The sequence below is a fragment of the Archangium minus genome, assembly GCF_044360475.1.
GTDB classification, from domain to species: domain Bacteria; phylum Myxococcota; class Myxococcia; order Myxococcales; family Myxococcaceae; genus Archangium; species Archangium minus.
Genome location: NZ_CP043494.1, coordinates 8,410,252 through 8,431,085, shown reverse-complemented (window position 1 = coordinate 8,431,085; position 20,834 = coordinate 8,410,252). Strand labels below are relative to the sequence as shown.

The following is a 20,834-nucleotide window of genomic DNA, read 5'->3' as shown; positions in this document are numbered from 1 at the left end:
TCAGCGTAGCGCGGTGCGGGGCAGGAACACTTCGAACAGAGAGCCTCGCCCCAGCTCGCTCTCTACCCGCACTTGTCCTCCAAGTGCCTCGACGATCTGCCGGGTGATGTAGAGCCCGAGCCCCAGTCCCCCGTAGTGGCGCCGCGAGACGGCACGCTCGAAGCGGCCGAAGATGCGCGCGAGATCCTGCGGCGCGATGCCGATCCCCTCGTCGCGGACGCTCAGCCAGACCCGGTCATTGTCGGCGCGGATGCTCACGCGGATGGGCCGGCCCTGCCCGTACCGAGTCGCGTTGCCGAGCAGGTTGATGAGCACCTGCTCCAGTCGCGCCGCGTCCCATTGTCCCCGGAGGGGTTCGGAGGGCGCATGCAGGGAGACCTCACACCCGCTCTGTTGGATGACGACATGCATCCGATCGAGCACCTCGCGCGCCAGTTGGACGAGGTCCACGTCCGCCAGCTCCAGCTCCAGTTTCCCGGCGGAGATGTGGCTGACCTCGAGCAGGTCGTTCACGAGCGAGGAGAGTCGACCCAGCTGGCGCCGGACAACAGAAAACCGGGTCTCGACCTGCCGGCGTGACTCTGGGCTCAACAACCGGTGGACGAGCTCGAGTTGCAGCGAGATGGAAACCAGGGGCGTGCGCAGCTCGTGTGAGGCGATCGAGAGAAACTCGTCGCGCAGCTGGATCGCCTCTTGGGCCTCTCGAAAGAGCCGGGCGTTCTCCAGCGTAGCCACCGTCCGATGCGCGAGCTCCTGAGCCATGGCCAGATCGTCCGAGGTGTAGTTCCGGCCTGGCTCGCTCGTGCCGAAGAAGAGGATGCCCAACACCCGGCCTCGCGCCTTCAGCGGCACGGCCATGCCCGAGTGATCGAGGTGCGTGTCCAACCGGGCCTCTCCGGTCTGAAGCACCGGGTAGAACGGGGAGTCCGAGGTGGAGGCGTACTTCCTCAACGGATGGAGGAGGGGCTCCTGGGAGGGATCTCGGTGGGCGGCCGCCACACGGCACAGGCTTCCGTCTTGCTGCACGAGCTCCGCCAGGCACAGCGTCGCCACGGAGGCGGAGGCCAGCCGCGCAATGCGCTGGAGGGCCTGCATCGCGTCCTCGGGCCACTCGGAGAGGATTCGACTCGCATCCGAGAGGAAGCGCAGCTGGAACTCGGCGCGCTTTCGCTCGGAGATGTCCTGCGAGATGGCCATGAGGAGGTGGGGTTTGCCCTCCGCGTCCATGAGCGCCGACACGGAGTTGTTCACCCAGACGGTGGAGCCATCGGGCCGCAGGTAGCGCTTCTCGATGATGAACGCAGGACCCCCCTGGGTGATCCGTTGGAACAGCTCGAGGTTCGTCTCGATGTCATCCGGATGGGTGAGGTCCTGCATGCGCAGGTTCAGCAGTTCCTCCCGGGTCCTGCCGACGATCTCGCAGTAGCGCGGGTTCACCAGCAAGAACCGTCCGCTCAGATCCGTGTGGGCGACGCCCACGAGCGGCTGATGGAAGATGGCGCTGAACCGCTGTTCGTCGAAGCTCCTATCTCGCTTCTCCACACCTGGATTCTCCCTCTCCACAACATGTCCACAAGCCGTGAAGTTCTTTTTCGCCGTTGGGTGGCTCACAAGCCACGCAGGCGGCGAATCTCCTCGTAGGACTCTCGAATCTCCTGGAAGCGGCGGGACGCCTGTTCGACTGCTCCCTGCCCGAGGTGGGCAACGCGATCCGGGTGGTGTGCCGCGGCGAGCTGCCGATAGGCGCGCTTCACGTCTGCGTCGCTGGCCTCCGCGGTGAGCCCGAGCCGGGCGTAGTGGACCTCGCCATCCCCGAAGTGGCGCGCGGTGACGGAGCGGAGATCCTCCTCAGAGAGTCCAAGCCCCTGGGCCACGCGGCGCAGGGTGTCTTGCTCCGCGCGCTGGAGGCGGCCGTCGACGAGCGCGAGGCCATAGAGGGCATCGAGCAGCAGCAGTCGCTCGGAGGTGGGGAGCTCGTCGCGACAGGCGGCGGCGGAGTCCTCGAGAGACGGGGGGCGGGCGAGGTGCTCCTTGAGGTAGCGGCGCACCAGCCCGAGCGCCTCGGGGCCGTACTTGAGCTGATCCGCGAAGTACTCGCGCACCACGCGGACCTCGTCACGCACCACGTCCCCGTCGGCGCGGGCCACCTCGATGAAGAGGGCGCACAGGTGGCGTGCGAAGTGGTCCTGGGCGGCGAGCTCCAGGGCGGAGCGGGTGACGGGCTCGCCCTGGCCGGCCGTGTCGGAGGGGAGGACATGGAGCTCGTCTACCTGGTGGCCGACGAGGAGACCGGCGATGACGAGCAGGACAATGGCCAGGGGTCCGCCAATCAGTAGACCAATGGCGAGTCCAAGCATCGCTCCGAGGACTTTTCCAGGTGCCACGCGTGCATCACTCCCTTGCCAAAAGGGAGTTTCGCATAGAGTTCGCCCCGCTATGGCCCAGTTGATTGACGGAAAAGCGGTGGCGGCGCGGGTGCGGGCAGAGGTGAAGGGGGAGGTGGAGAAGCTGAAGGCCGAGCGAGGCCTGGTGCCTGGGCTGGCGGTGGTCCGTGTGGGAGAGGATCCCGCGTCGAAGATTTACGTCACGGGGAAGAAGAAAGCCGCGGAGGAGGTGGGCTTCAACTCCTGGGAAATGCACCCGGACGAGCACATCACCCAGGCGGAGCTGCTGTCGCTGGTGGACAAGCTGAACGCGGATCCCGAGGTGCACGGCATCCTGGTGCAGCTGCCGCTGCCGAAGCACATTGACTCGGAGCGGATCATCTCGGCGGTGAAGCCGGAGAAGGATGTGGACGGCTTTCACCCAGTGAACGCGGGCAGGCTGTCGCAGGGCAGGCCGGGGATGAGGCCGTGCACGCCGCTCGGGGTGATGCGGCTGCTGGACGAGGTGGGCTGCGACCCGTCGGGGAAGAAGGCGGTGGTGGTGGGGCGCAGCAACATCGTGGGCAGGCCGATGGCGCTGATGCTGCTGGCGGCGGACGCAACGGTGACGGTGTGCCACCGCAAGAGCAACCTGGCCGCCGAGGTGGCGACCGCGGACATCCTGGTGGTAGCCGCAGGCGTTCCCGAGCTCATTCAGGGTGAGTGGATCAAGCCCGGGGCGGTGGTGATCGATGTCGGCATGAACCGGATGCCGGACGGAAAGCTGAAGGGGGACGTGGAGTTCGCGGCAGCGAAGGAGCGGGCCTCGTTCATCACGCCGGTGCCAGGCGGGGTGGGCCCGATGACCATCGCCATGCTCATGTGCAACACGCTCGAGGCGGCAAAGGCCAGCCGCTGAGCCAGGACCCGCTCTGGGCGGCCAGAAGTGTCACCCGGCTCAGGGAACCATCAGCGCGGCCAGCTTGAACGCGAGCTCCGCCTCGGTACGCAGCGGTGCGTCGTCCAGCCTGTCCGCTTCCGCTTGGAGCAGGGCCGCCGTCCGGTCCGCCTGCGCGCGGGCCGCCGCTCTCTCTCCCTTCTTCCACTGCTCGCACGCGGAGCGAGCGCCCAGGATGAAGTTCGTCAAGGCCACCGTCTTCCGCACCGAGCGCTGCGAGTACCACGACTCCGTCCCAGAGAGCGGCTCGCTGCCCTCGTAGCTGGCTGTCAGGGTCGTGCGGGAAGTGCCTCCTTCCGTGGCCTGGAAGGACAGGTCTCCCGTCATCACGGACTGGGCGGGGGCGACGTCGGAGCTCCGGGAGAGGCGTGCGAGGATGGCTCCGCGCCGCCGGGAGAGGAACACCGTGGACACATTCATCTCCGCCTGGCTCGCCCCTGGCGCCACGCCCGGCAGGCCATACACCGCCTCCACCTTGAAGCCCTCGGCCGGGGTGAGCGCCATCTTCAAGTCATACGCAATGGGGGTCACCAGGTAGTCGAAGTCCTCGTCGAAGATCGTCCGCGTCCGCTCGGGATTGCTCAGGTAGAAGGAGTTCGCCCCGCGCACAGCGGAGATGGCCGTGACGAGGCTCTGCGAGAACGCGATGTTCACGCCAAAGACGGTCGTGTCCCGGCCCTCGCTGGAGTTGGAGCGAATCAGCGTCATGAACTCGCCTTCGCCCGTCATGCCCACGTTGGGCATCGCATCCGTGAAGAGGAACAGGCGGCGGGCCCGCCCGGCGTCCGTCTGCGCCTTGGCGAGCTGCTGAAAACCCATCCTCAATCCGCATTCGATGCAGGTACCACCGGCGTCGTAGATGGTGTCGATGGCGCGCAGCAGCGCCTCGCGATCTTTCACGGGGGACTGCGTCACCAGGGTCTGGGCGGAGTCATCGAAGATGATCAGGGAGAAGGTGTCGTTCTCGTCCAACTTCGCCACCAGCCTGCGCGCCGCTTCCTTCACCGCCTCGATGGGCTCCCCATGCATGGAGCCGGAGTGATCGATGACCAGCGCCGCATCGAGCGGCTTGCGGCGGAAGGTGGCGGGGTTCACGTTGGAGGAGAGTCCCACCTGCACGAACACCTCCTGGCGGCCCGTGTCGAGGGCCGTCGCGATGCCCGTCGCCGTGCGCAGGCACAGCGTCTGCTCACAGGGGGGGCCGTCCAGGGGAAGGTCGTGCTCCGAGTAGAGCCCCTCGGCGACGAAGTCCTCTGGAGCCGGCACGATGCCCTCGGCGATCTTCCGCCGCGCCAGCCCCATGTCCTGTGCACCTCCTGGCGTTGCTCCCACGTCTCCCGAGGGATCGCCGCCCATCGGAGGAGCTCCTCCCCCGGGTCCGCCCACGGGATCGCTGATGATGGGACCACCACAGCCCGCCAACATCAGCGCAGCCAGCCACGTGACCAGGAACCTGCGTGTCATGTCGTCCTCCGGAGGAATGGGGGTTGGGTTGAAGCAAGACATGTTCCGAGGACAGAACCGCGAGTTTCACCTCCCAAGCCCTTGAGAAGACGTCCCCCTGCACTTGGAGGACTGAGGCTCCCCTGACAACCGTGTCATGCCGGGTCGCCCACGAAGGGCTGCTACCGTCAGGGAGGGGAGGGACCACGCATGCCGACACGCCAGGAACGAATCGAGGGAGGCCTCTACGGGCTGCTCATTGGAGCGGTGCGGCCGGACTCGCCGGATGCGGGGCGGGGGAGCGGGTACGTGGTGGACTGCCTGCGCTCGGCGCGCGATTGCGTCGCGGTGGGGTCCTACGAGCGCGTGGTGAAGGCCGCGGTTGCGCTCGGGCACGACACGGACACGACGGCGGCGGTGGCAGGCGGCATCGCGGGGCTGTGGGACGGCATCCAGGCCATCCCGGAGCGCTGGAGGAACGCGCTGCGCGGCCGGGACCTGGTGGAGCCGATGTTGAAGCAGCTCCTGCGCGAGCCGGAACTTCGTGAGCTGGCCGGACTCGCGTGTGAGGTGAGTCCAGCTCGGCACAAGGGGAGGCGAGGTGTTCAGCCCTGGCCACGCAGGAACTCGCGGACGAACTGGCTGACCTCCCTCGGCTTCTCCAGGGCGACCCAGTGCGTCGCATCGGGGATGCGCCGGATGGTGAGGTTGGGCACCAGCTCCTTCAAACCCCGTTGCCCGTCCGCCAGCAGGTACGTGTCCTGCTCGCCATGGATGAAGAGCACGGGCGTGTGCACGACGTACTGCTCGGGCTTGAGGCCTTCCAGCAGATTGCTGCCGCCCGGGTGCCCCTCACCGTCGGGGGGACCCATCTTCGCCGCGCGGTAGTAGTTGAGTCCGGCGGTGATGGCGCCCGGCTGCCTCCAGGAGGCGACCCACTCAGCAACGTCATCCTCAGACAGGATGGCGCCGTGGGCCCGGGCATCGTTGATGACGGCCTGCTTCGCCCAGGCGAAGTCATCGCCCATGAGCTGCGGCTCGGCCTGCGGTGAGGCGAAGACCAGCATGTACTGGGCCGCGAGCTGCTGGCGGGGGTTCTCGCGCAGTTCTCGGTCGAACAGGGCCGGGTGCGTGATGTTGATGGTGACGAACCGGGTCACCAGGTCCGGATGACGCAGCAGGAAGCTCCAGCCCAACAGCGCGCCCCAGTCCTGGCAGACGATGGAGGACTTCTTCAGCCCCAGGTGCACCATCAACGAGCGCACGTCCTCCACGAGGTGCTTGATGTGGTAGTCCTCGACCTTCTGGGGCCTCGAGGTCAGGTTGTAGCCGCGCAGATCCGGGGCAATGACGAAGTGGTCCTTCCCCAGATCGTTGAGCTCCTTCTTCCAGGCGCCCCAGTACTCGGGGAAGCCATGGAGGAAGATGATGGGCTCGCCTGCACCATGCGTCACGTAGTGCATGCGGATTCCATTGATGTCTGCGTAGTGGTGCTGCAAGGACCACCCCTCGTGCTTGAAGGAACGCGGCGAGAATAGGACCGTAAGCCAGAGAGTGAAAGTGCGCTCTGGGTGGGTCTATCTTGCCTCCATTCCGGGATTCCAAGGGGAGCGGATCTCCCCTCGGCCCTCACTTGTTTTCCCGTGAAACAAGTCCGGTGTTTGGGCGCTCAAGTGAAGTGTTGCCGCACTTCGGGCATGCTGAGCACCCACAGCATCCACACGGCGAAGGGAAAGCCCACGAAGCAGACGGGGGTCGGTGTGATGACGGCAGTGGCCGTGCCCACCACCACGAGCGCCCATTTGCGCAGGTTGAACGCGCTCCACGCGCCGTAGAGCGTCAGCACTCCGGTGGCGATCGCTCCGACCACCTTCAACGGCGCCTCCCAGTCTGTCTGCCCGCGGAGCGAGGCGACGAACTCCGGTGGCGCAGGCAGGTAGCCCGCCAGCACGGCGGCCATGGCCAGGGCGTAGGCGATGTTGATGAGGGCGATGTTGAGCAGCATGAAGGCCGGCGGGCGCAGCCGTCTCAACGCGGGCCAGCGCGGGTCATTCCTCGGGACATTGAGTCCAGGTCCGCTCACGACCGAGCCCTCAGCGCGCTCACGATCATCCGCGTCGCCGGGGACTTGTTGAGCGTGTAGAAGTGGATGCCCGGGACGCCGCGCGACAGCAGCTCCATGCACTGCACGGTGGCGTGCGCCACCCCCAGCTGCACCACGGCCTCGGGCTGGTCCTTCACCCGCTCCATCTGGAGCCCCAGCCGCATGGGCACCGTGGCGCCGCACAGGCGGGTGAAGCGCTGGACCTGCTCGAAGTTGGTGATGGGCATGATGCCCGGGACAATGGGGACGTTGATGCCGATGCGGCGCGCCCGCTCCACGAAGTCGAAGTAGAAGGCGTTGTCGAAGAAGAGCTGGGTGATGACGAAGTCCAGGCCCGCGTCCACCTTCTCCTTCAAGCGGCGCAGGTCCTCATCGCGCGACGCCGTCTCCACGTGGCCTTCCGGGTAGCACGCCCCGCCCACGCAGAAGTTGAAGTCCTCCTCCCGGATGAAGCGCACCAGCTCGGAGGCGTAACGGAACCCTCCCTCCACGGGCTCATAGCTCGTCTGCCCCTGGGGCGGATCCCCGCGCAGCGCCAGCACGTTCTCGAGCTTCGCGTCTGCGAGCCGACTCAGCAGCTCGCGCAGCTCGTCGCGCGTATGGCCCACGCAGGTGATGTGGGCCATGGCCTCGATGCCCGTCTCTCGCTTGATGCGGGCCACCAGCTCCAGCGTCTTATCCCTCGTACTTCCTCCCGCCCCATAGGTGACCGACACGAAGCCCGGCTCCAAGGGCGCCAGGTCCTCCAGCGTCTTCAGCAGGTTGGCGGTCCCCTCCGGAGTCTTGGGTGGGAAGAACTCAAAGGAGAAGCACGGATTAGACGGATTCAATCGATTACGAATCTTCATGACGCGAGCAGTCTAGAACGTCCCAGGCGACTTCCCGAGAACCTTGATTGGGGGAGGTGCGCGGTTATAGTCCGCGCGTTTTTCAACCCCCTACAGGAGAGATGAACATGGCCCGGCGTACGCCCCTTAACGAGGCCCACCGCAGGCTCGGCGGCCGAATGGTGGATTTCGTCGGTTGGGATATGCCGGTGCAGTACAGCTCCGTCATCGCCGAGCACGAGGCCGTGCGCAACGCCGTCGGCCTGTTCGACGTATCGCACATGGGGGAGATCGAGTTCACCGGTCCGGGAGCGCTCGAGACCGCCAATAAGCTGATCACCAACGATCTCTCGAAGTGCGCGGACGGGCAGGCCCTCTATGCCGGGCTGCTCAATGAGCAGGGCGGCTTCGTGGACGACGTGGTGGCCTATCGCTTCTCTCCCGAGCGGATCCTCATCGTCGTCAACGCGTCCAACAAGGACAAGGACTTCGCCTGGATGCAGTCGCGCGCCGAGGGCGTGAAGCCGGTGGATCGCAGCGACGACTTCGCGCAGATCGCCGTGCAGGGCCCCAAGGCCGTGGGCCTGGTGCAGCGGCTCACCTCGGTGGACGTGTCGAAGGTGGGCACCTACCGCTTCACCGAGGGCCAGGTCGCAGGCGTGCAGTGCATCATCTCGCGCACCGGCTACACGGGCGAGGACGGCTTCGAGCTGTACTGCGCGCCCGGTGAGGCGGAGAAGCTGTGGGAGGCGCTGCTGAAGGAGGGCCAGCAGGACGGGGTGAAGCCCTGCGGCCTGGGTGCGCGCGACAGCCTGCGCACGGAGATGAAGTACGCCCTCTACGGCAACGACATTGACGACCAGCACACCGCGCTCGAGGCGGGGCTGGGGTGGATCTGCAAGCTGGACAAGGCGGGCGGCTTCATCGGCCGCGACGTGCTGGCGAAGCAGAAGGCCGAGGGCGTGAAGCGCAAGCTGGTGGGCTTCGAGCTGACCGGCGCGGGCATCCCCCGCCATGGCTACCCCATCCTCAAGGACGGGCAGCGGGTGGGCGAGGTGACCAGCGGCACCATGGGCCCGTCGGTGAAGAAGCCCATCGGCATTGGCTACGTGCCCGCCGAGCTGGCCGCCGAGGGCTCGACCTTCGACGTGGAGATCCGCGGGCGCCCGGTGTCCGCCGTGGTGGTGAAGACCCCCTTCTGGAAGAAGTCCTGACGCATTCGAAAGCCCCTGAGCATCCCCTTTTCCGAGGAGTACGGACATGGCCGGCAGCAACCCCAGCAATCTGAAGTACACGAAGGAGCACGAGTGGGCCCGCGTGGAGGGCAACCGCGTGGTCGTGGGCGTCACCTCCCACGCCCAGGAGGCGCTCGGTGACGTGGTGTTCGTGGAGCTGCCCAAGGTGGGTTCCACTGTCACCGCCGGCGGGCAGTTCGGCGTCATCGAGTCCACCAAGGCCGTGTCGGAGCTCTACTCCCCGCTCTCCGGCAAGGTGGTGAAGGTGAACGAGGCCCTCTCCGACAATCCCCAGACGATCAACACGGACCCCTATGGCGCGGGGTGGATCATTGAGATCGAGCCCTCGGACAGCAAGCAGCTGGACGGGCTCATGGACGCCAGCGCGTACGAGAACCTGCTGAAGAACTCCTGACGTGTCCGGGCCTAAACGAGGACGGTCGCGCTGTTAACTACCGTCATTCGTTTTACCCGCACTGCGAGTGCTCGAACTATGTCCTTGAATTGGAAATACCAGGAGTCGTTCGCTGACCGGCACATCGGGCCGGATGAGAAGGAACTGCAGGGGATGCTGAAGACCCTGGGCGTGGGCTCGGTCGACGAGCTCATTGACCAGACGGTCCCCGCTGCCATCCGCTCGAAGGAGCCGCTGAAGATGGCGGCGGCCTGGTCGGAGCACGACGCGCTCGCGGTGCTGGAGACCATCGCGGCGAAGAACCAGCTGTTCCGGTCCTTCATCGGGATGGGCTACTACGACACCCAGACCCCGAACGTCATCCTTCGCAACATCCTGCAGAACCCGGGCTGGTACACCCAGTACACGCCTTACCAGGCGGAGATCGCCCAGGGTCGTCTGGAGGCGCTGCTCAACTACCAGACCATGGTGATGGACCTCACGGGCATGGAGGTGGCCAACGCCTCCCTGCTCGACGAGGGCACCGCGGCCGCCGAGGCCATGGCCCTGGCGCTGCACACCCAGGGTGAGGGCAGCGGAGGCGCCTTCTTCGTCTCGGACACCTGCCACCCGCAGACGCTCGACGTGGTGCGCACCCGCGCCCTGCCGCTGGGCGTGGAGGTGGTGGTGGGCGACCACCGCACGGTGGACCTGAGCGCCAAGAAGTACTTCGGCGCGCTGGTGCAATACCCGGCCACCGATGGCGTGGTGCACGACTACCGCGCCTTCGGCGAGAAGGTGCACGCGGCCGGTGGCCTCTTCATCGTGGCCACGGACTTGCTCGCGCTGACGATGCTCACCCCGCCGGGTGAGTTCGGCGCGGACGTGGCGGTGGGCAGCGCCCAGCGCTTCGGCGTGCCCATGGGCTACGGCGGTCCGCACGCGGCCTTCTTCGCCACGAAGAACGCCTACACGCGCGTGATGCCGGGCCGCATCATCGGTGTGTCCGAGGACGCCCAGGGCGGCCGTGCCCTGCGCATGGCGCTGCAGACGCGCGAGCAGCACATCCGCCGCGAGAAGGCCACGAGCAACATCTGCACCGCGCAGGTGCTGCTGGCCATCATGGCCGGCATGTACGCGGTGTACCACGGGCCCCGCGGCCTGAAGTCCATCGCCGAGCGCGTGCACGGGCTTACGGTGCTGCTGGCGCGCGGCCTGACGAAGCTGGGCTACGGCGCCAACTACGAGAACGTGTTCGACACGCTCCGGGTCGAGGCTCCGCCGCCGCACATCCGGGGAATCCTCTCGGCCGCCGAGGCCAAGGGGATGAACTTCCGCCGCATCGACGAGCGGGCCATCGGCCTGAGCCTCGACGAGGCCACGCGTCCGTCCGACGTGGAGGCCATCCTCTCCGTGTTCGCCGGCGGCAAGCCCCTGGGCTTCACGCTGGACGAGCTGGGCAAGGAGCTCCAGAGCACCCTGCCCGAGGGCCTGCGGCGCACCACCCCGTTCCTCACGCACCAGGTCTTCAACAGCTACCACTCCGAGACGGAGATGCTGCGGTACATCCGCCGCCTCGAGTCGCGTGATCTGTCGCTCACGCACTCGATGATTCCGCTCGGGTCGTGCACCATGAAGCTCAACGCCACCGCGGAGATGATCCCCGTGACGTGGCCGCAGTTCGGCAAGCTGCACCCCTTCGCGCCGAGCTCGCAGGCCGCGGGCTACCGCGTGCTCTTCGAGCAGCTCGAGCAGATGCTGGCGAGCGTGACGGGCTTCGCGGGCGTGTCGCTGCAGCCCAACGCGGGCAGCCAGGGTGAGCTGGCGGGCCTGCTCGTCATCCGCGCGTACCAGCAGCACCGCGGCCAGGGTCACCGCGACGTGTGCCTCATTCCGTCGTCGGCGCACGGCACCAACCCGGCCTCGGCGGTGATGGCGGGCTACAAGGTCGTCGTCGTCAAGTGCGACGAGAACGGCAACATCGACGTGCCCGACCTGCGCGCCAAGGCCGACGAGCACAAGGCGAACCTGGCCTGCTTGATGGTGACCTACCCGTCCACGCACGGCGTGTTCGAGGAGGAGATCAAGGAGATCTGCACCATCGTCCACGAGCGGGGCGGCCAGGTGTACATGGACGGGGCGAACCTCAACGCCCAGGTGGGGCTGACGAAGCCGGCGGAGATCGGCGCGGACGTCTGCCACATCAACCTGCACAAGACGTTCTGCATCCCGCACGGCGGTGGCGGCCCGGGCATGGGTCCCATCTGCGTGGCGAGCCACCTGACGAAGTTCCTGCCGGGTCACCCGGTGATCACCACCGGTGGCAACGAGGGCATCGGCGCGATCTCCGCGGCGCCGTGGGGCAGCGCCAGCATCCTGGTCATCTCGTGGATGTACATCGCGATGATGGGCGGGGAGGGGCTGACCCGGGCCACGAAGACGGCCATCCTCAACGCCAACTACATCGCCGAGCGGCTGCAGCCGCACTACCCGGTGCTCTACCGCGGAAAGCGGGGCAGGGTGGCGCACGAGTGCATCGTGGACCTGCGCCAGCTGAAGAAGACGTCGGGCATCGAGGTGGAGGACGTGGCCAAGCGGTTGATGGACTACGGCTTCCACGCGCCGACGGTGTCGTTCCCCGTGGCGGGCACGCTGATGATCGAGCCGACGGAGAGCGAGTCCAAGGCGGAGCTGGATCGTCTGTGTGACGCGCTGATCTCCATCCGTGAGGAGATCCGCGAGATCGAGGAGGGCAAGGCGCCCAAGGACAACAACGTCCTGAAGAACGCGCCGCACACGGCTCGGGTGATCACCGCGCCGGAGTGGAACCGTCCGTACTCGCGCGAGAAGGCTGCCTTCCCGGCGGCGTGGGTGGTGGATCACAAGTTCTGGCCGGCGGTGGGCCGGCTGAACAACGTGCTGGGCGATCGCAAGCTGGTGTGCTCGTGCCCGCCGATCGAGGACTACATGTCGCCGGAGCCGTCGAAGGCGGCGTAGCGCCCCGGTATCATCGCATTCAGACAAGGGCCTCGGGTTCTCGGAACCCGGGGCCCTTTGTGTTTGTGCGCCCCTGTTCTGAATCAGAGCCCTATGAGCCAAGACTTCCGCATGACTCGTCCGCGCCAGAACTGGCACGCCCTCGCCACGGCCCTCCTCGTTCTGGGCTGCGTGGCATGTGCAACGGTGAAGAACGCTCCAACAGACCCACGGCTGGAGGAGGCGCAGCAAGCATTTGACGAAGGAAAGCGACTCTTGGACGCGGGGCGGTATGCCGAAGCAGAGCCATCTGCCAGGCGAGCACTGGAATTACGAGAGGCCGTGCTTGGAGGAGCACATCCCGAGGTGGCCAAATGCCTCAGTCTGCTGGGTCTTCTTGAGGATGCAGGGCATCAAGACCTCGTGCGCGCAGAGAAGCTTCACCAGCGCGCCCTTGCGATCTACGAGGCGACGCTTGGCGAGGACCATCCTGACGTTGCCTCATCACTCAACAACCTCGCGAGCCTCTACTTCGACCAGGGACGCTACGAGCAAGCCGAGCCGCTTCTGCAGCGCGCACTCGCGATTCATGAAGCAACTCTCGGCGAGAATCATCCCCGCCTGGCCGATGTGCTCCTCAACCTCGCCGCTGTCTATGTGCAACAGGGGCACTACACGCGAGCCGAGCCGCCTCTGCGACGCGCACTCGCGATTCGGGAAATGGAACCCGGCAAGAGGTATTCCTCGGATCCTGACGCTCTCATCACCCTTGCCTCTCTCTACGAAATTCAGGGGCACTACACGCAAGCCGAACCACTCTATCAGCGAGCACTCGAGATTCGGGAAGCGGCCTTTGGTGAGAATCATCCCGACGTCGCTGATTCACTCACGAATCTTGCCGACCTCAGTTTGAGGCAGGGGGCTTATGCGCGAGCCAGAGCGTGGTACGAACGCGCGTTCGCGATTCGGGAAGCAGTTCTCGGCAAGACTCATCCCAAAGTGGCCAGCTCACTCCACAGCCTCGCAGTTCTCCTCATGGAGCAGAGGCAATTCAAAGAGGCCGAACCGCTTCTTCTACGTGCGCTCGCGATTCAGGAAGCAACTCTCGGTGGCCACCATACCGATGTGGCAATTTCGCTCCACAACCTCGCCACTCTTTACAGTGTGCAGGGGGATTACGCACGTGCCGAGCCGCTGTATGAGCGAGCACTCACGATTAAACAGGCGGCTCTCGGTAGTGCTCATCCCGACGTTGCTGAGCTGCACCATGAACTCGCCACTCTTTACAAAGAAAAGGGGGCCCATGCGAAAGCTGAACAGTTGTACGAGCGTGCACTCACGATCCAAGAAGTAGCCCTTGGTAGGGAGCATCCTCGGGTCGCCCAGGTGCTCTACGATCTCGCGGCTCTCCGACTTGCCCAGGATCACCTTGCCGAGGCCCTGCCACTCCTCGAGCGCGCTTTCTCCATCTCCGAGGCGCATCTACGCCAGGAAGAGTACGGCTTCTCTGAGGCGCGTCTGACAAATGTTCTGCGCCTTCTTCGCTCTGACGAGGATCGCCTCTACGCGCTCGCCCGCGCGCACCCGGACAATGCCCGCGTCCGGCAGCTCGCGCTTTCCGCCGCACTCCTCCGGAAGGGTCGCTCTGTCGAGGAAGTCGCTGAAACGTCTCGTATCGTCTACCGCGGTCTTGGCCAGGCGGATCGTGAAACCTTCGAACGTCTGCGGGCGTTGCGCACCCGGATCGCCGAATTGTCGTTGGCCGGCCCCGGAACGCTCAAGCCCGATGACCATCAGCGAAATATCAAGAAACTCACCGACCAGAGCGACGCTCTCGAGGCCGACCTTGCCCGGCGCTCGGCCCCTTTGCGCGCTCTCTTCTCGCTGCCACTTCCCGAGCAGCTCGTCGCGCGTGTGGTCGCGACCCTCCCCTCGGACGGAGTACTCATCGAGTTCGTCGCATACCAGGACAAGCCCCTCGTCTTCGAACCAGGCGCTCCCCCCTCACGGCGACAGGGCGAGCTGTGCTACCTCGCGCTCCTGCTCTTCGCAGATGGCCGCACGCACGCCGTAGCGCTTGGTCCCGCCGCGACCATCGACCGGGCCGCCCTGCGGCTGCATGACGCGCTCGCGGGCAACTACGTCCACTATCAGTCCTCCGCTCGGGCGCTCCATGCACTCGTCTTCCGTCCTCTGGTGCCGTTGCTTGGCAAGGCACGGCGGATCTTCCTCTCGCCCGACGGTCAGTTGGCTCTGGTTCCCTTCGACGCGCTTCACGACGGCCGTCAATTCCTGATTGATGGCTTCGACATCACCTATCTCACCTCGGGCAAGGAGTTGTTTCCTCACCATGAAGGCATCACTCCGGCACGCTCGGTCGTCGTCCTGGCCGACCCCGACTTTGACTCGGCTCCCGCCACGAGTCTCTTATCCGCGGGGACCGCGCCCGAGCCGGCCGAGCGTTCAGCTTCCCTCGAGCGCCTTTTCTCCACCCTGCGCGCGAATCGTGTCGGCTCCCCGTGGAGCCCCTTGCCCGGTACGCGCCGAGAGGCCGAGGCCATCCACCGCATGCTGCCGCACGCCCAGATGTTGATGGGCCGCGCCGCCACCAAGGATGCATTGCTGAAGCTGACCACGCCGGGGGTATTGCACATCGCGACCCACGGCTTTTTCATGGGGCGTGCCGAGGCCCCAGCGGCCACACGCGCGGTGGTCAACTTTGGTGAAGTCTGTGAACCGGATCCATCGCAGCTCCCAGCCGACCCGCTCTTGCGCTCGGGGCTGGTGCTCGCGGGTGCCCACGCATCGGGCTCAGGGTCCGGCGCATACCGTTGCGAGGACTCGCTGGTGACAGCACTGGAGCTGGCCGGCTTGGACCTGTGGGGCACACAGTTGGTGGTGCTCTCGGCCTGTGAAACCGGGCGAGGTGAAGTCGAGCTCGGCCAGGGTGTCTATGGCCTGCGCCGCGCACTGGTAGTGGCGGGGGCGCAGACGCTGGTGACGAGCCTGTGGAAGGTCGATGACCCGGTAACGGGTCAGCTCATGGAGAACTACTACCGCAACCTGCTGGCAGGTCAGGGCCGCGCCGAGGCGCTACGCTCGGCGATGAGGGTACTGCGCCAGAAGCAACCGCATCCTTACTACTGGGCACCGTTCATCGCCATTGGCCAGGATACGCCCCTTCAGGGACTGGGCCCGCCTTCCGAGCCGCGTCCATCTCCTTGAGTGAGGCCCCAGGTGCCAGTCACTAAGCACCTGGGGCTGAAGGGGACCGCCTCCATGCATTGCGATCAGTACAGTAAAGAGCGAATGGCAGTGGTTGTGTACAAGGGGGATCCATTGCCAAGCTGGCCGTAGGAGTTGAAACCCCAGGTCCACAGGGTTCCGTCGGAGCTTACTGTCAGAGAATGAGACGAACCCGCGACCACGGCCACTACCCCGCTCAACCCTGGCACTGGCACCGGCACCGAGCGGTTGCTCGTGGAGCCATCTCCCAGCTGGCCGTCGGAGTTGTAGCCCCAGGCCCACACGGTGCCATCGGAGCGCACCGCCTGCGAATGGGCGTAGCCCGCGACCACGGCTACCACCCCGCTCAACCCTGGCGCCTGTACCGGCACCGATCGGCTGGTCGTGGATCCATCCCCCAGCTGGCCGTAGTAGTTGTAGCCCCAGGCCCACACGGTACTGTCGGAGCGCACCGCCAGCGAATGGGAGGAGCCCGCGGCCACAGCCACCACCCCGCGCAACCCTTGCACCTGTACCGGCACTGAGCGGTTGGTCGTGGATCCATCCCCCAACTGGCCGTAGGAGTTGTCGCCCCATGCCCACATGGTACCGTCGGAGCGCACCGCCAGCGAGTGGGAGGTGCCCGCGGCCACGGCCACCACTCCGCTCAACCCTGGCACCTGCACCGGAGCCAAGCGGTTGCTCGTGGAGCTATCCCCCAGCTGACCGTAGTAGTTGGAGCCCCAGGCCCACACGGTGCCGTCATAGCGCACCGCCAGCGAGTGGGAGGAGCCCGCGGCCATGGCCACCACTCCGCTCAACCCTGGCACCTGCACCGGAGCCAAGCGGTTGCTCGTGGAGCCATCCCCCAGCTGACCGTAGTAGTTGGAGCCCCAGGCCCATACGGTGCCGTCATAGCGCACCGCCAGCGAGTGGGAGGAGCCCGCGGCCATGGCCACCACTCCGCTCAACCCTGGCACCTGCACCGGCACCGAGTGGTTGCTCGTGGAGCCATCCCCCAGCTGGCCGGAGGAGTTGGAGCCCCAGGCCCATACAGTTCCGTTGGAGCTTACTGCCAGCGAATGGGAGGCGCCTGCGGCCACGGCCACCACTCCGCTTAGCCCTTGCGCTTGCACCGGCATGGAGCGGTTGTTCGTAGTCCCATCGCCACGCTGTCCGGAAGCGTTGGAGCCCCAGGCCCACACGGTGCCGTCAGAGCTCATTGCCAGCGAATGGTCGGTGCCCGCGGTCACGGACACCACCCCGCTCAGCCCTTGCACCTGCACCGGCGCCAAGCGGCTGGTCGTAGTGCCATCTCCCAGGTGGCCGTAGTAGTTGAAGCCCCAGGCCCACACGGTGCCGTCGGAGCGCACCGCCAGCGAATGGTCGGAGCCCGCGGCCACGGCCACCACTTCGCTCAACCCTGGCACCTGCACCGGCACCGAGCTGTCGTTCGCGGAGTCATCCCCCAGCTGACCGTCGAGGTTGAAGCCCCAGGCCCACACGGTGCCGTCGGAGCGTACCGCCAGCGAATGGGAGGCGCCTGCGGCCACAGCCACCACCCCGCTCAATCCTGGCACTTGCACCGGCACCGAGCGGTTGGTCGTGGATCCATCCCCTAGTTGGCCGGAGGAATTGTCGCCCCAGGCCCACACGGTGCCATCGGAGCGCACCGCCAGCGAATGGTAGGAGCCCGCGGCCACGGCCACCACCCCGCTCAGCCCTTGCACCTGCACCGGCGCCAAGCGGCGGGTCGTGGAGCCATCCCCTAACTGACCGAAGGGGTTGTAGCCCCAGGCCCACACGGTGCCGTCGGAGCGCACCGCCAGCGAATGGTAGGAGCCCGCGGCCACGGCCACCACCCCGCTCAGCCCTTGCACCTGCACCGGCGCCAAGCGGCGGGTCGTGGAGCCATCCCCTAACTGGCCGAAGGAGTTGGAGCCCCAGGCCCACACGGTGCCGTCATAACGTACCGCCAGCGAATGGGAGTAGCCCGCAGCCACGGACACCACTCCGCTCAATCCTGGCACTTGCACCGGCGCCAAGCGGCGGGTCGTGGAGCCATCCCCTAACTGGCCCGAGCCGTTGTACCCTGCTGCCCAAACGGTGCCATCTGGGCGCAGTGCCAAAGAATGTAAGCCCCCTGCCGCGAGACGGGCTCGAGACTGCGTGGCTCGAAGCGGAGAGCCCAACATCGACTGCTCGCCTGGATCACCCGTGGGCTGACCACAGCCGACCGCTAATAATACTCCGAGACAGACGCCCAGCAGTCTATTCATCCACCACCATGCACTGCTTTGCATTCCATTACTCCTGGCTACGCATGAGCAAGATGTGATGCTTCGTCACTCCTCGCTGTCCTCCGTCTGAACGAGACGGAGATGATTCCACCCATGTCGAAGTAGGGTGATACGAGGGAGGGGTAAGAGCTGACCGGAGCCTAGAGGCCATGGTTTGCCAGTGCGAAGCGGCGATGACAATCCGCTTCGCCTGCGCAGTGGCCATGGCCGAAGTGCTGCTCGACAGCTGTCCGTCAGGCTCGCGGCTCAAGCACGAGGTGGACCTCGGCTGACGCCTTCAATACAGCAAAGAGCGAATGACGGTGGTTGTGTACAAGGGGGGTCCATTGCCAAGCTGGCCGTAGGAGTTGAAACCCCAGGTCCACGCGGTGCCGTCCGAGGGCACCGCCAGCGAATGGGAGGAGCCCGCGGCTAGGGTTACCACCCCGCTCAACCCTGACACCTGTACCGGCGCCAAGCGGCTGGTCTTGGAGCCATCTCCCAGGTGGCCGTAGTTATTGTAGCCCCAGGCCCACACGGTGCCGTCGGAGCGCACCGCCAGCGAATGAGCGGAGCCCGCGGCCACGGCTACCATCCCGCTCAACCCCGACGCCTGCACCGGCACCGAGCGGTTGGTTGTTGAGCCATCCCCCAGCTGGCCGAAGGAGTTGTCGCCCCAGGCCCACACGGTGCCGTCGGAGCGCGCCGTCTGCGAATGGTAGAAGCCCGCGGCTACGGCCGCTACTCCGCTCAACCCTGGCACTTGCACTGGCACCGAGCGGCTGGTGGTGGAGCCATCCCCCAACTGGCCGAAGGCGTTGTAGCCCCAGGCCCACACGGTGCCGTCGGAGCGTACCGCCAGCGAATGGTAGGTGCCCGCGGCCACGTCCACCACTCCGCTCAACCCTTGCGCTTGCACCGGCGCCAAGCGGCGGGTCGTGGAGCCATCCCCCAGCTGGCCGTCGGAGTTGCCGCCCCAAGCCCATACGGTGCCGTCATAGCGCACCGCCAGCGAATGGTAGGAGCCCGCGGCCACGGCCACCACTCCGCTCAACCCTGGCACCTGTGCCGGCACCAAGCGGCTCGTCGTGGAGCCATCCCCCAGCTGCCCGGAGGCGTTGTTTCCCCAGGCCCACACGGTGCCGTCATAACGCACCGCCAGCGAATGGTAGGTGTTCGCGGACACGGCCACCACCCCGCTCAATCCTGGCACCTGCACCGGTTCCGAGCGGTTGCTCGTGGAGCCATCCCCCAGCTGGCCGTAGGAATTATAGCCCCAGGCCCATACGGTGCCGTCATAGCGCACCGCCAGCGAATGGGAGGAGCCCGCGGCCACGGCCACCACTCCACTCAGCCCTTGCGCTTGCACCGGAAAGGAGCGGTTGTTCGTAGTCCCATCTCCTCGCTGGCCGTCGGAGTTGGAGCCCCAGGCCCACATGTTGCCGTCGGAGCTCACTACCAGCGAAGTAACCGTTCACCGCGCAGGCTCGGTTGAGGAGGAGGCAGAGGGGAGGTGACCGGAGAAGTGGTGCTGGACAAGGGGACGGCATACGTGGTGTAGCAGAAGCATGGCCGAGGTCGACCCCCGAGACGCGCGCATCGCGCAGTTGGAAGCGATGGTGGCAGAGCGAGACGCGCGCATCGCCGAGTTGCTGGCGAAGGTGGAAGCACTCACGGCGCGCGTGGCGGAGTTGGAGGCGCGGCTCAAGCAGAACTCGAGCAACTCCTCGAAGCCGCCCTCCTCGGATGTCCCCGGCACCCCGCGCCAGCGCAAGAAGCCCACGGGCCGGCGTCCCGGTGGACAGCCCGGCCACAAGAAGCACGAGCGCGCGCTGCTGCCGCCCGAGCAGGTTCAGCACGTGGTGGAGTTGGTGCCCGGGGAGTGCAGGGGTTGCAAACGACGGTTGTATGGGCAGGACAGCGCGCCCCGGCGTCACCAGGTGGTGGAGGTGCCGCCCCTATCGGCCGTTGTCACCGAGTACCGCTGCCATGCATTGCAGTGCCCTGACTGCGGAGTGGTGACGCGAGGGGATGTGCCCGCGCACGCGCGCAGCGCCTTCGGCGACCGGCTCGCAGCGCTCGCCTCGTTGTTGGTGGGTAAGTACCGCCTGTCCAAGCGGCTGGTGAAGGACGCTTTGTCCGACGTGCTGGGGGTGGAGTTGTCGGTGGGCAGCGTCAGCAACCTGGAGGGCGAGATGGCGGAGGCGCTCGCACCAGCGACGGCCGAAGCCCTCGACTACGTGCGGGCCTCACAGGCGGCCAACGCCGACGAGACGGGTTTCGCGCAAGGACGTGAGGGCGGCCGGGCCACTCGCGCCTGGCTGTGGGTGGTGGCCACGGCGCTGGTGGTGGTGTTCCACATCGCCACGAGCCGCGGCGGCAAGGTGGCCCGCCAGCTACTGGGCGCGGACTTCGCGGGCTTCCTCACCACCGACAGGTGGAGCGCCTACGAGTGGGTGGACGCGGGGCTGAGGCAGCTGTGCTGGGCACACCTCACACGCGACTTCCAGGGCTTCATCGACAGGGGAGGCCGGGGTGGGCGCATAGGCCGCGAGCTCATGCGCGAGCGCAATCGCTTCTTCAAGTGGTACCACCGCGTGCGCGACGGCACCATGACACGCGGGCATTTTGAAAAGCGCATGCGCGCAGTGGAACGCAGAGTGGGCCAACTGCTGCGCAAGGCAGCACGACGGGCGGAGAAGAAGACGGCCGGCATGGCCCGGGAAATCCTCCAGTGGGAGAAGTGCCTGTGGACGTTTGTCGATGTGCCTGGCCTGGAGCCCACCAACAACTTCGGCGAGCAATGCATTCGCCACGCCGTCATGTACAGGAAGACGTCCTTCGGCACGCAGAGCCAGGAGGGCAGCCGCTTCGTGGAGCGCATCTTCACCGCCACCACCACCCTCAAGCTGCAGGGCCGTGACGTGCTCGCCTTTCTGACTGAGACCCTCGCCGCGCACCGCCGCGGCCTGCGCGGGCCTTCCCTCCTGCCCACCGCGCCCGCACCTCAGCTCGCTCTCGCTGCCTGAG

At 66.5% G+C, this 20,834-nt stretch carries 14 protein-coding genes and 1 pseudogene; 7 read left to right on the top strand and 8 right to left on the bottom strand.

The window, feature by feature from the left end; all coding sequences use genetic code 11:
• Together F0U60_RS34195 and F0U60_RS34190 are read right to left on the bottom strand one after the other, a co-directional pair.
• The gene (locus tag F0U60_RS34195; RefSeq protein WP_395806250.1) at positions 1-1,542 is read right to left on the bottom strand and encodes an ATP-binding protein; all 1,542 of its coding nucleotides are present in this window, start codon (positions 1,540-1,542) and stop codon (positions 1-3) included.
• A 65-nt stretch (positions 1,543-1,607) separates the two neighbouring features.
• Positions 1,608-2,384 (bottom strand): TerB family tellurite resistance protein, encoded by a 777-nt coding sequence (locus tag F0U60_RS34190; RefSeq protein ID WP_395806249.1) that lies wholly within the window; start codon positions 2,382-2,384, stop codon positions 1,608-1,610.
• A 52-nt stretch (positions 2,385-2,436) separates the two neighbouring features.
• On the opposite strand from F0U60_RS34190, the gene folD reads away from it, so the two are divergent.
• Positions 2,437-3,282, top strand: a complete 846-nt coding sequence (gene folD, locus F0U60_RS34185) for a bifunctional methylenetetrahydrofolate dehydrogenase/methenyltetrahydrofolate cyclohydrolase FolD (protein ID WP_395806248.1) — start codon at positions 2,437-2,439, stop codon at positions 3,280-3,282.
• 39 nt (positions 3,283-3,321) lie between these two features.
• Here the strand turns inward: folD and F0U60_RS34180 are convergent, their stop codons facing one another.
• Positions 3,322-4,785, bottom strand: coding sequence for a VWA domain-containing protein (locus F0U60_RS34180; protein WP_395806247.1), 1,464 nt, complete (start codon positions 4,783-4,785; stop codon positions 3,322-3,324).
• Between the two features lie 189 nt (positions 4,786-4,974).
• Between F0U60_RS34180 and F0U60_RS34175 the strand changes: the two are divergent.
• Positions 4,975-5,223 (top strand): annotated as a pseudogene (locus tag F0U60_RS34175) (ADP-ribosylglycohydrolase family protein); the annotation flags it as partial.
• Between the two features lie 146 nt (positions 5,224-5,369).
• On the opposite strand, the gene F0U60_RS34170 reads toward F0U60_RS34175, so the two are convergent.
• From F0U60_RS34170 to metF, 3 genes are all read right to left on the bottom strand, one after another.
• Positions 5,370-6,263 carry an alpha/beta fold hydrolase gene (locus F0U60_RS34170; RefSeq protein WP_395806246.1) on the bottom strand — a complete coding sequence of 298 codons (894 nt, stop codon included), beginning with the start codon at positions 6,261-6,263 and terminating at the stop codon, positions 5,370-5,372.
• A 170-nt stretch (positions 6,264-6,433) separates the two neighbouring features.
• Complete coding sequence (locus tag F0U60_RS34165) at positions 6,434-6,847, bottom strand: hypothetical protein (protein WP_395806245.1); 414 nt, start codon at positions 6,845-6,847, stop codon at positions 6,434-6,436.
• Positions 6,844-7,716, bottom strand: coding sequence for a methylenetetrahydrofolate reductase [NAD(P)H] (metF, locus tag F0U60_RS34160; protein ID WP_395806244.1), 873 nt, complete (start codon positions 7,714-7,716; stop codon positions 6,844-6,846). Before metF ends, F0U60_RS34165 begins: the two co-directional genes overlap by 4 nt.
• Positions 7,717-7,823: 107 nt before the next feature.
• Between metF and gcvT the strand changes: the two genes are divergently transcribed.
• The 4 genes from gcvT (at position 7,824) to F0U60_RS34140 (ending at position 15,525) form a co-directional block, all read left to right on the top strand.
• Positions 7,824-8,909 (top strand): glycine cleavage system aminomethyltransferase GcvT, encoded by a 1,086-nt coding sequence (gene gcvT / locus F0U60_RS34155; protein WP_395806243.1) that lies wholly within the window; start codon positions 7,824-7,826, stop codon positions 8,907-8,909.
• A gap of 46 nt (positions 8,910-8,955) precedes the next feature.
• The gene (gene gcvH / locus F0U60_RS34150) at positions 8,956-9,345 is read left to right on the top strand and encodes a glycine cleavage system protein GcvH (RefSeq protein ID WP_395806242.1); all 390 of its coding nucleotides are present in this window, start codon (positions 8,956-8,958) and stop codon (positions 9,343-9,345) included.
• 78 nt (positions 9,346-9,423) lie between these two features.
• Positions 9,424-12,321 carry an aminomethyl-transferring glycine dehydrogenase gene (gene gcvP, locus F0U60_RS34145; protein ID WP_395806241.1) on the top strand — a complete coding sequence of 966 codons (2,898 nt, stop codon included), beginning with the start codon at positions 9,424-9,426 and terminating at the stop codon, positions 12,319-12,321.
• Positions 12,322-12,414: 93 nt separating this feature from the next.
• The gene (locus F0U60_RS34140; protein WP_395806240.1) at positions 12,415-15,525 is read left to right on the top strand and encodes a tetratricopeptide repeat protein; all 3,111 of its coding nucleotides are present in this window, start codon (positions 12,415-12,417) and stop codon (positions 15,523-15,525) included.
• Between the two features lie 65 nt (positions 15,526-15,590).
• On the opposite strand, the gene F0U60_RS34135 is transcribed toward F0U60_RS34140, so the two are convergent.
• Both F0U60_RS34135 and F0U60_RS34130 read right to left on the bottom strand, forming a co-directional pair.
• Entirely contained in the window at positions 15,591-17,828 is a 2,238-nt protein-coding gene (locus F0U60_RS34135; RefSeq protein ID WP_395806239.1) for an RCC1 domain-containing protein, read from the bottom strand.
• Positions 17,829-18,102: 274 nt separating this feature from the next.
• A complete protein-coding gene (locus F0U60_RS34130; RefSeq protein WP_395825580.1) occupies positions 18,103-19,266 on the bottom strand; it encodes an RCC1-like domain-containing protein in 1,164 nt (387 codons plus the stop codon).
• 106 nt (positions 19,267-19,372) lie between these two features.
• On the opposite strand from F0U60_RS34130, the gene tnpC reads away from it, so the two are divergent.
• Positions 19,373-20,833 carry an IS66 family transposase gene (tnpC, locus tag F0U60_RS34125; protein WP_395806238.1) on the top strand — a complete coding sequence of 487 codons (1,461 nt, stop codon included), beginning with the start codon at positions 19,373-19,375 and terminating at the stop codon, positions 20,831-20,833.
• Position 20,834: the final 1 nt, after the last annotated feature.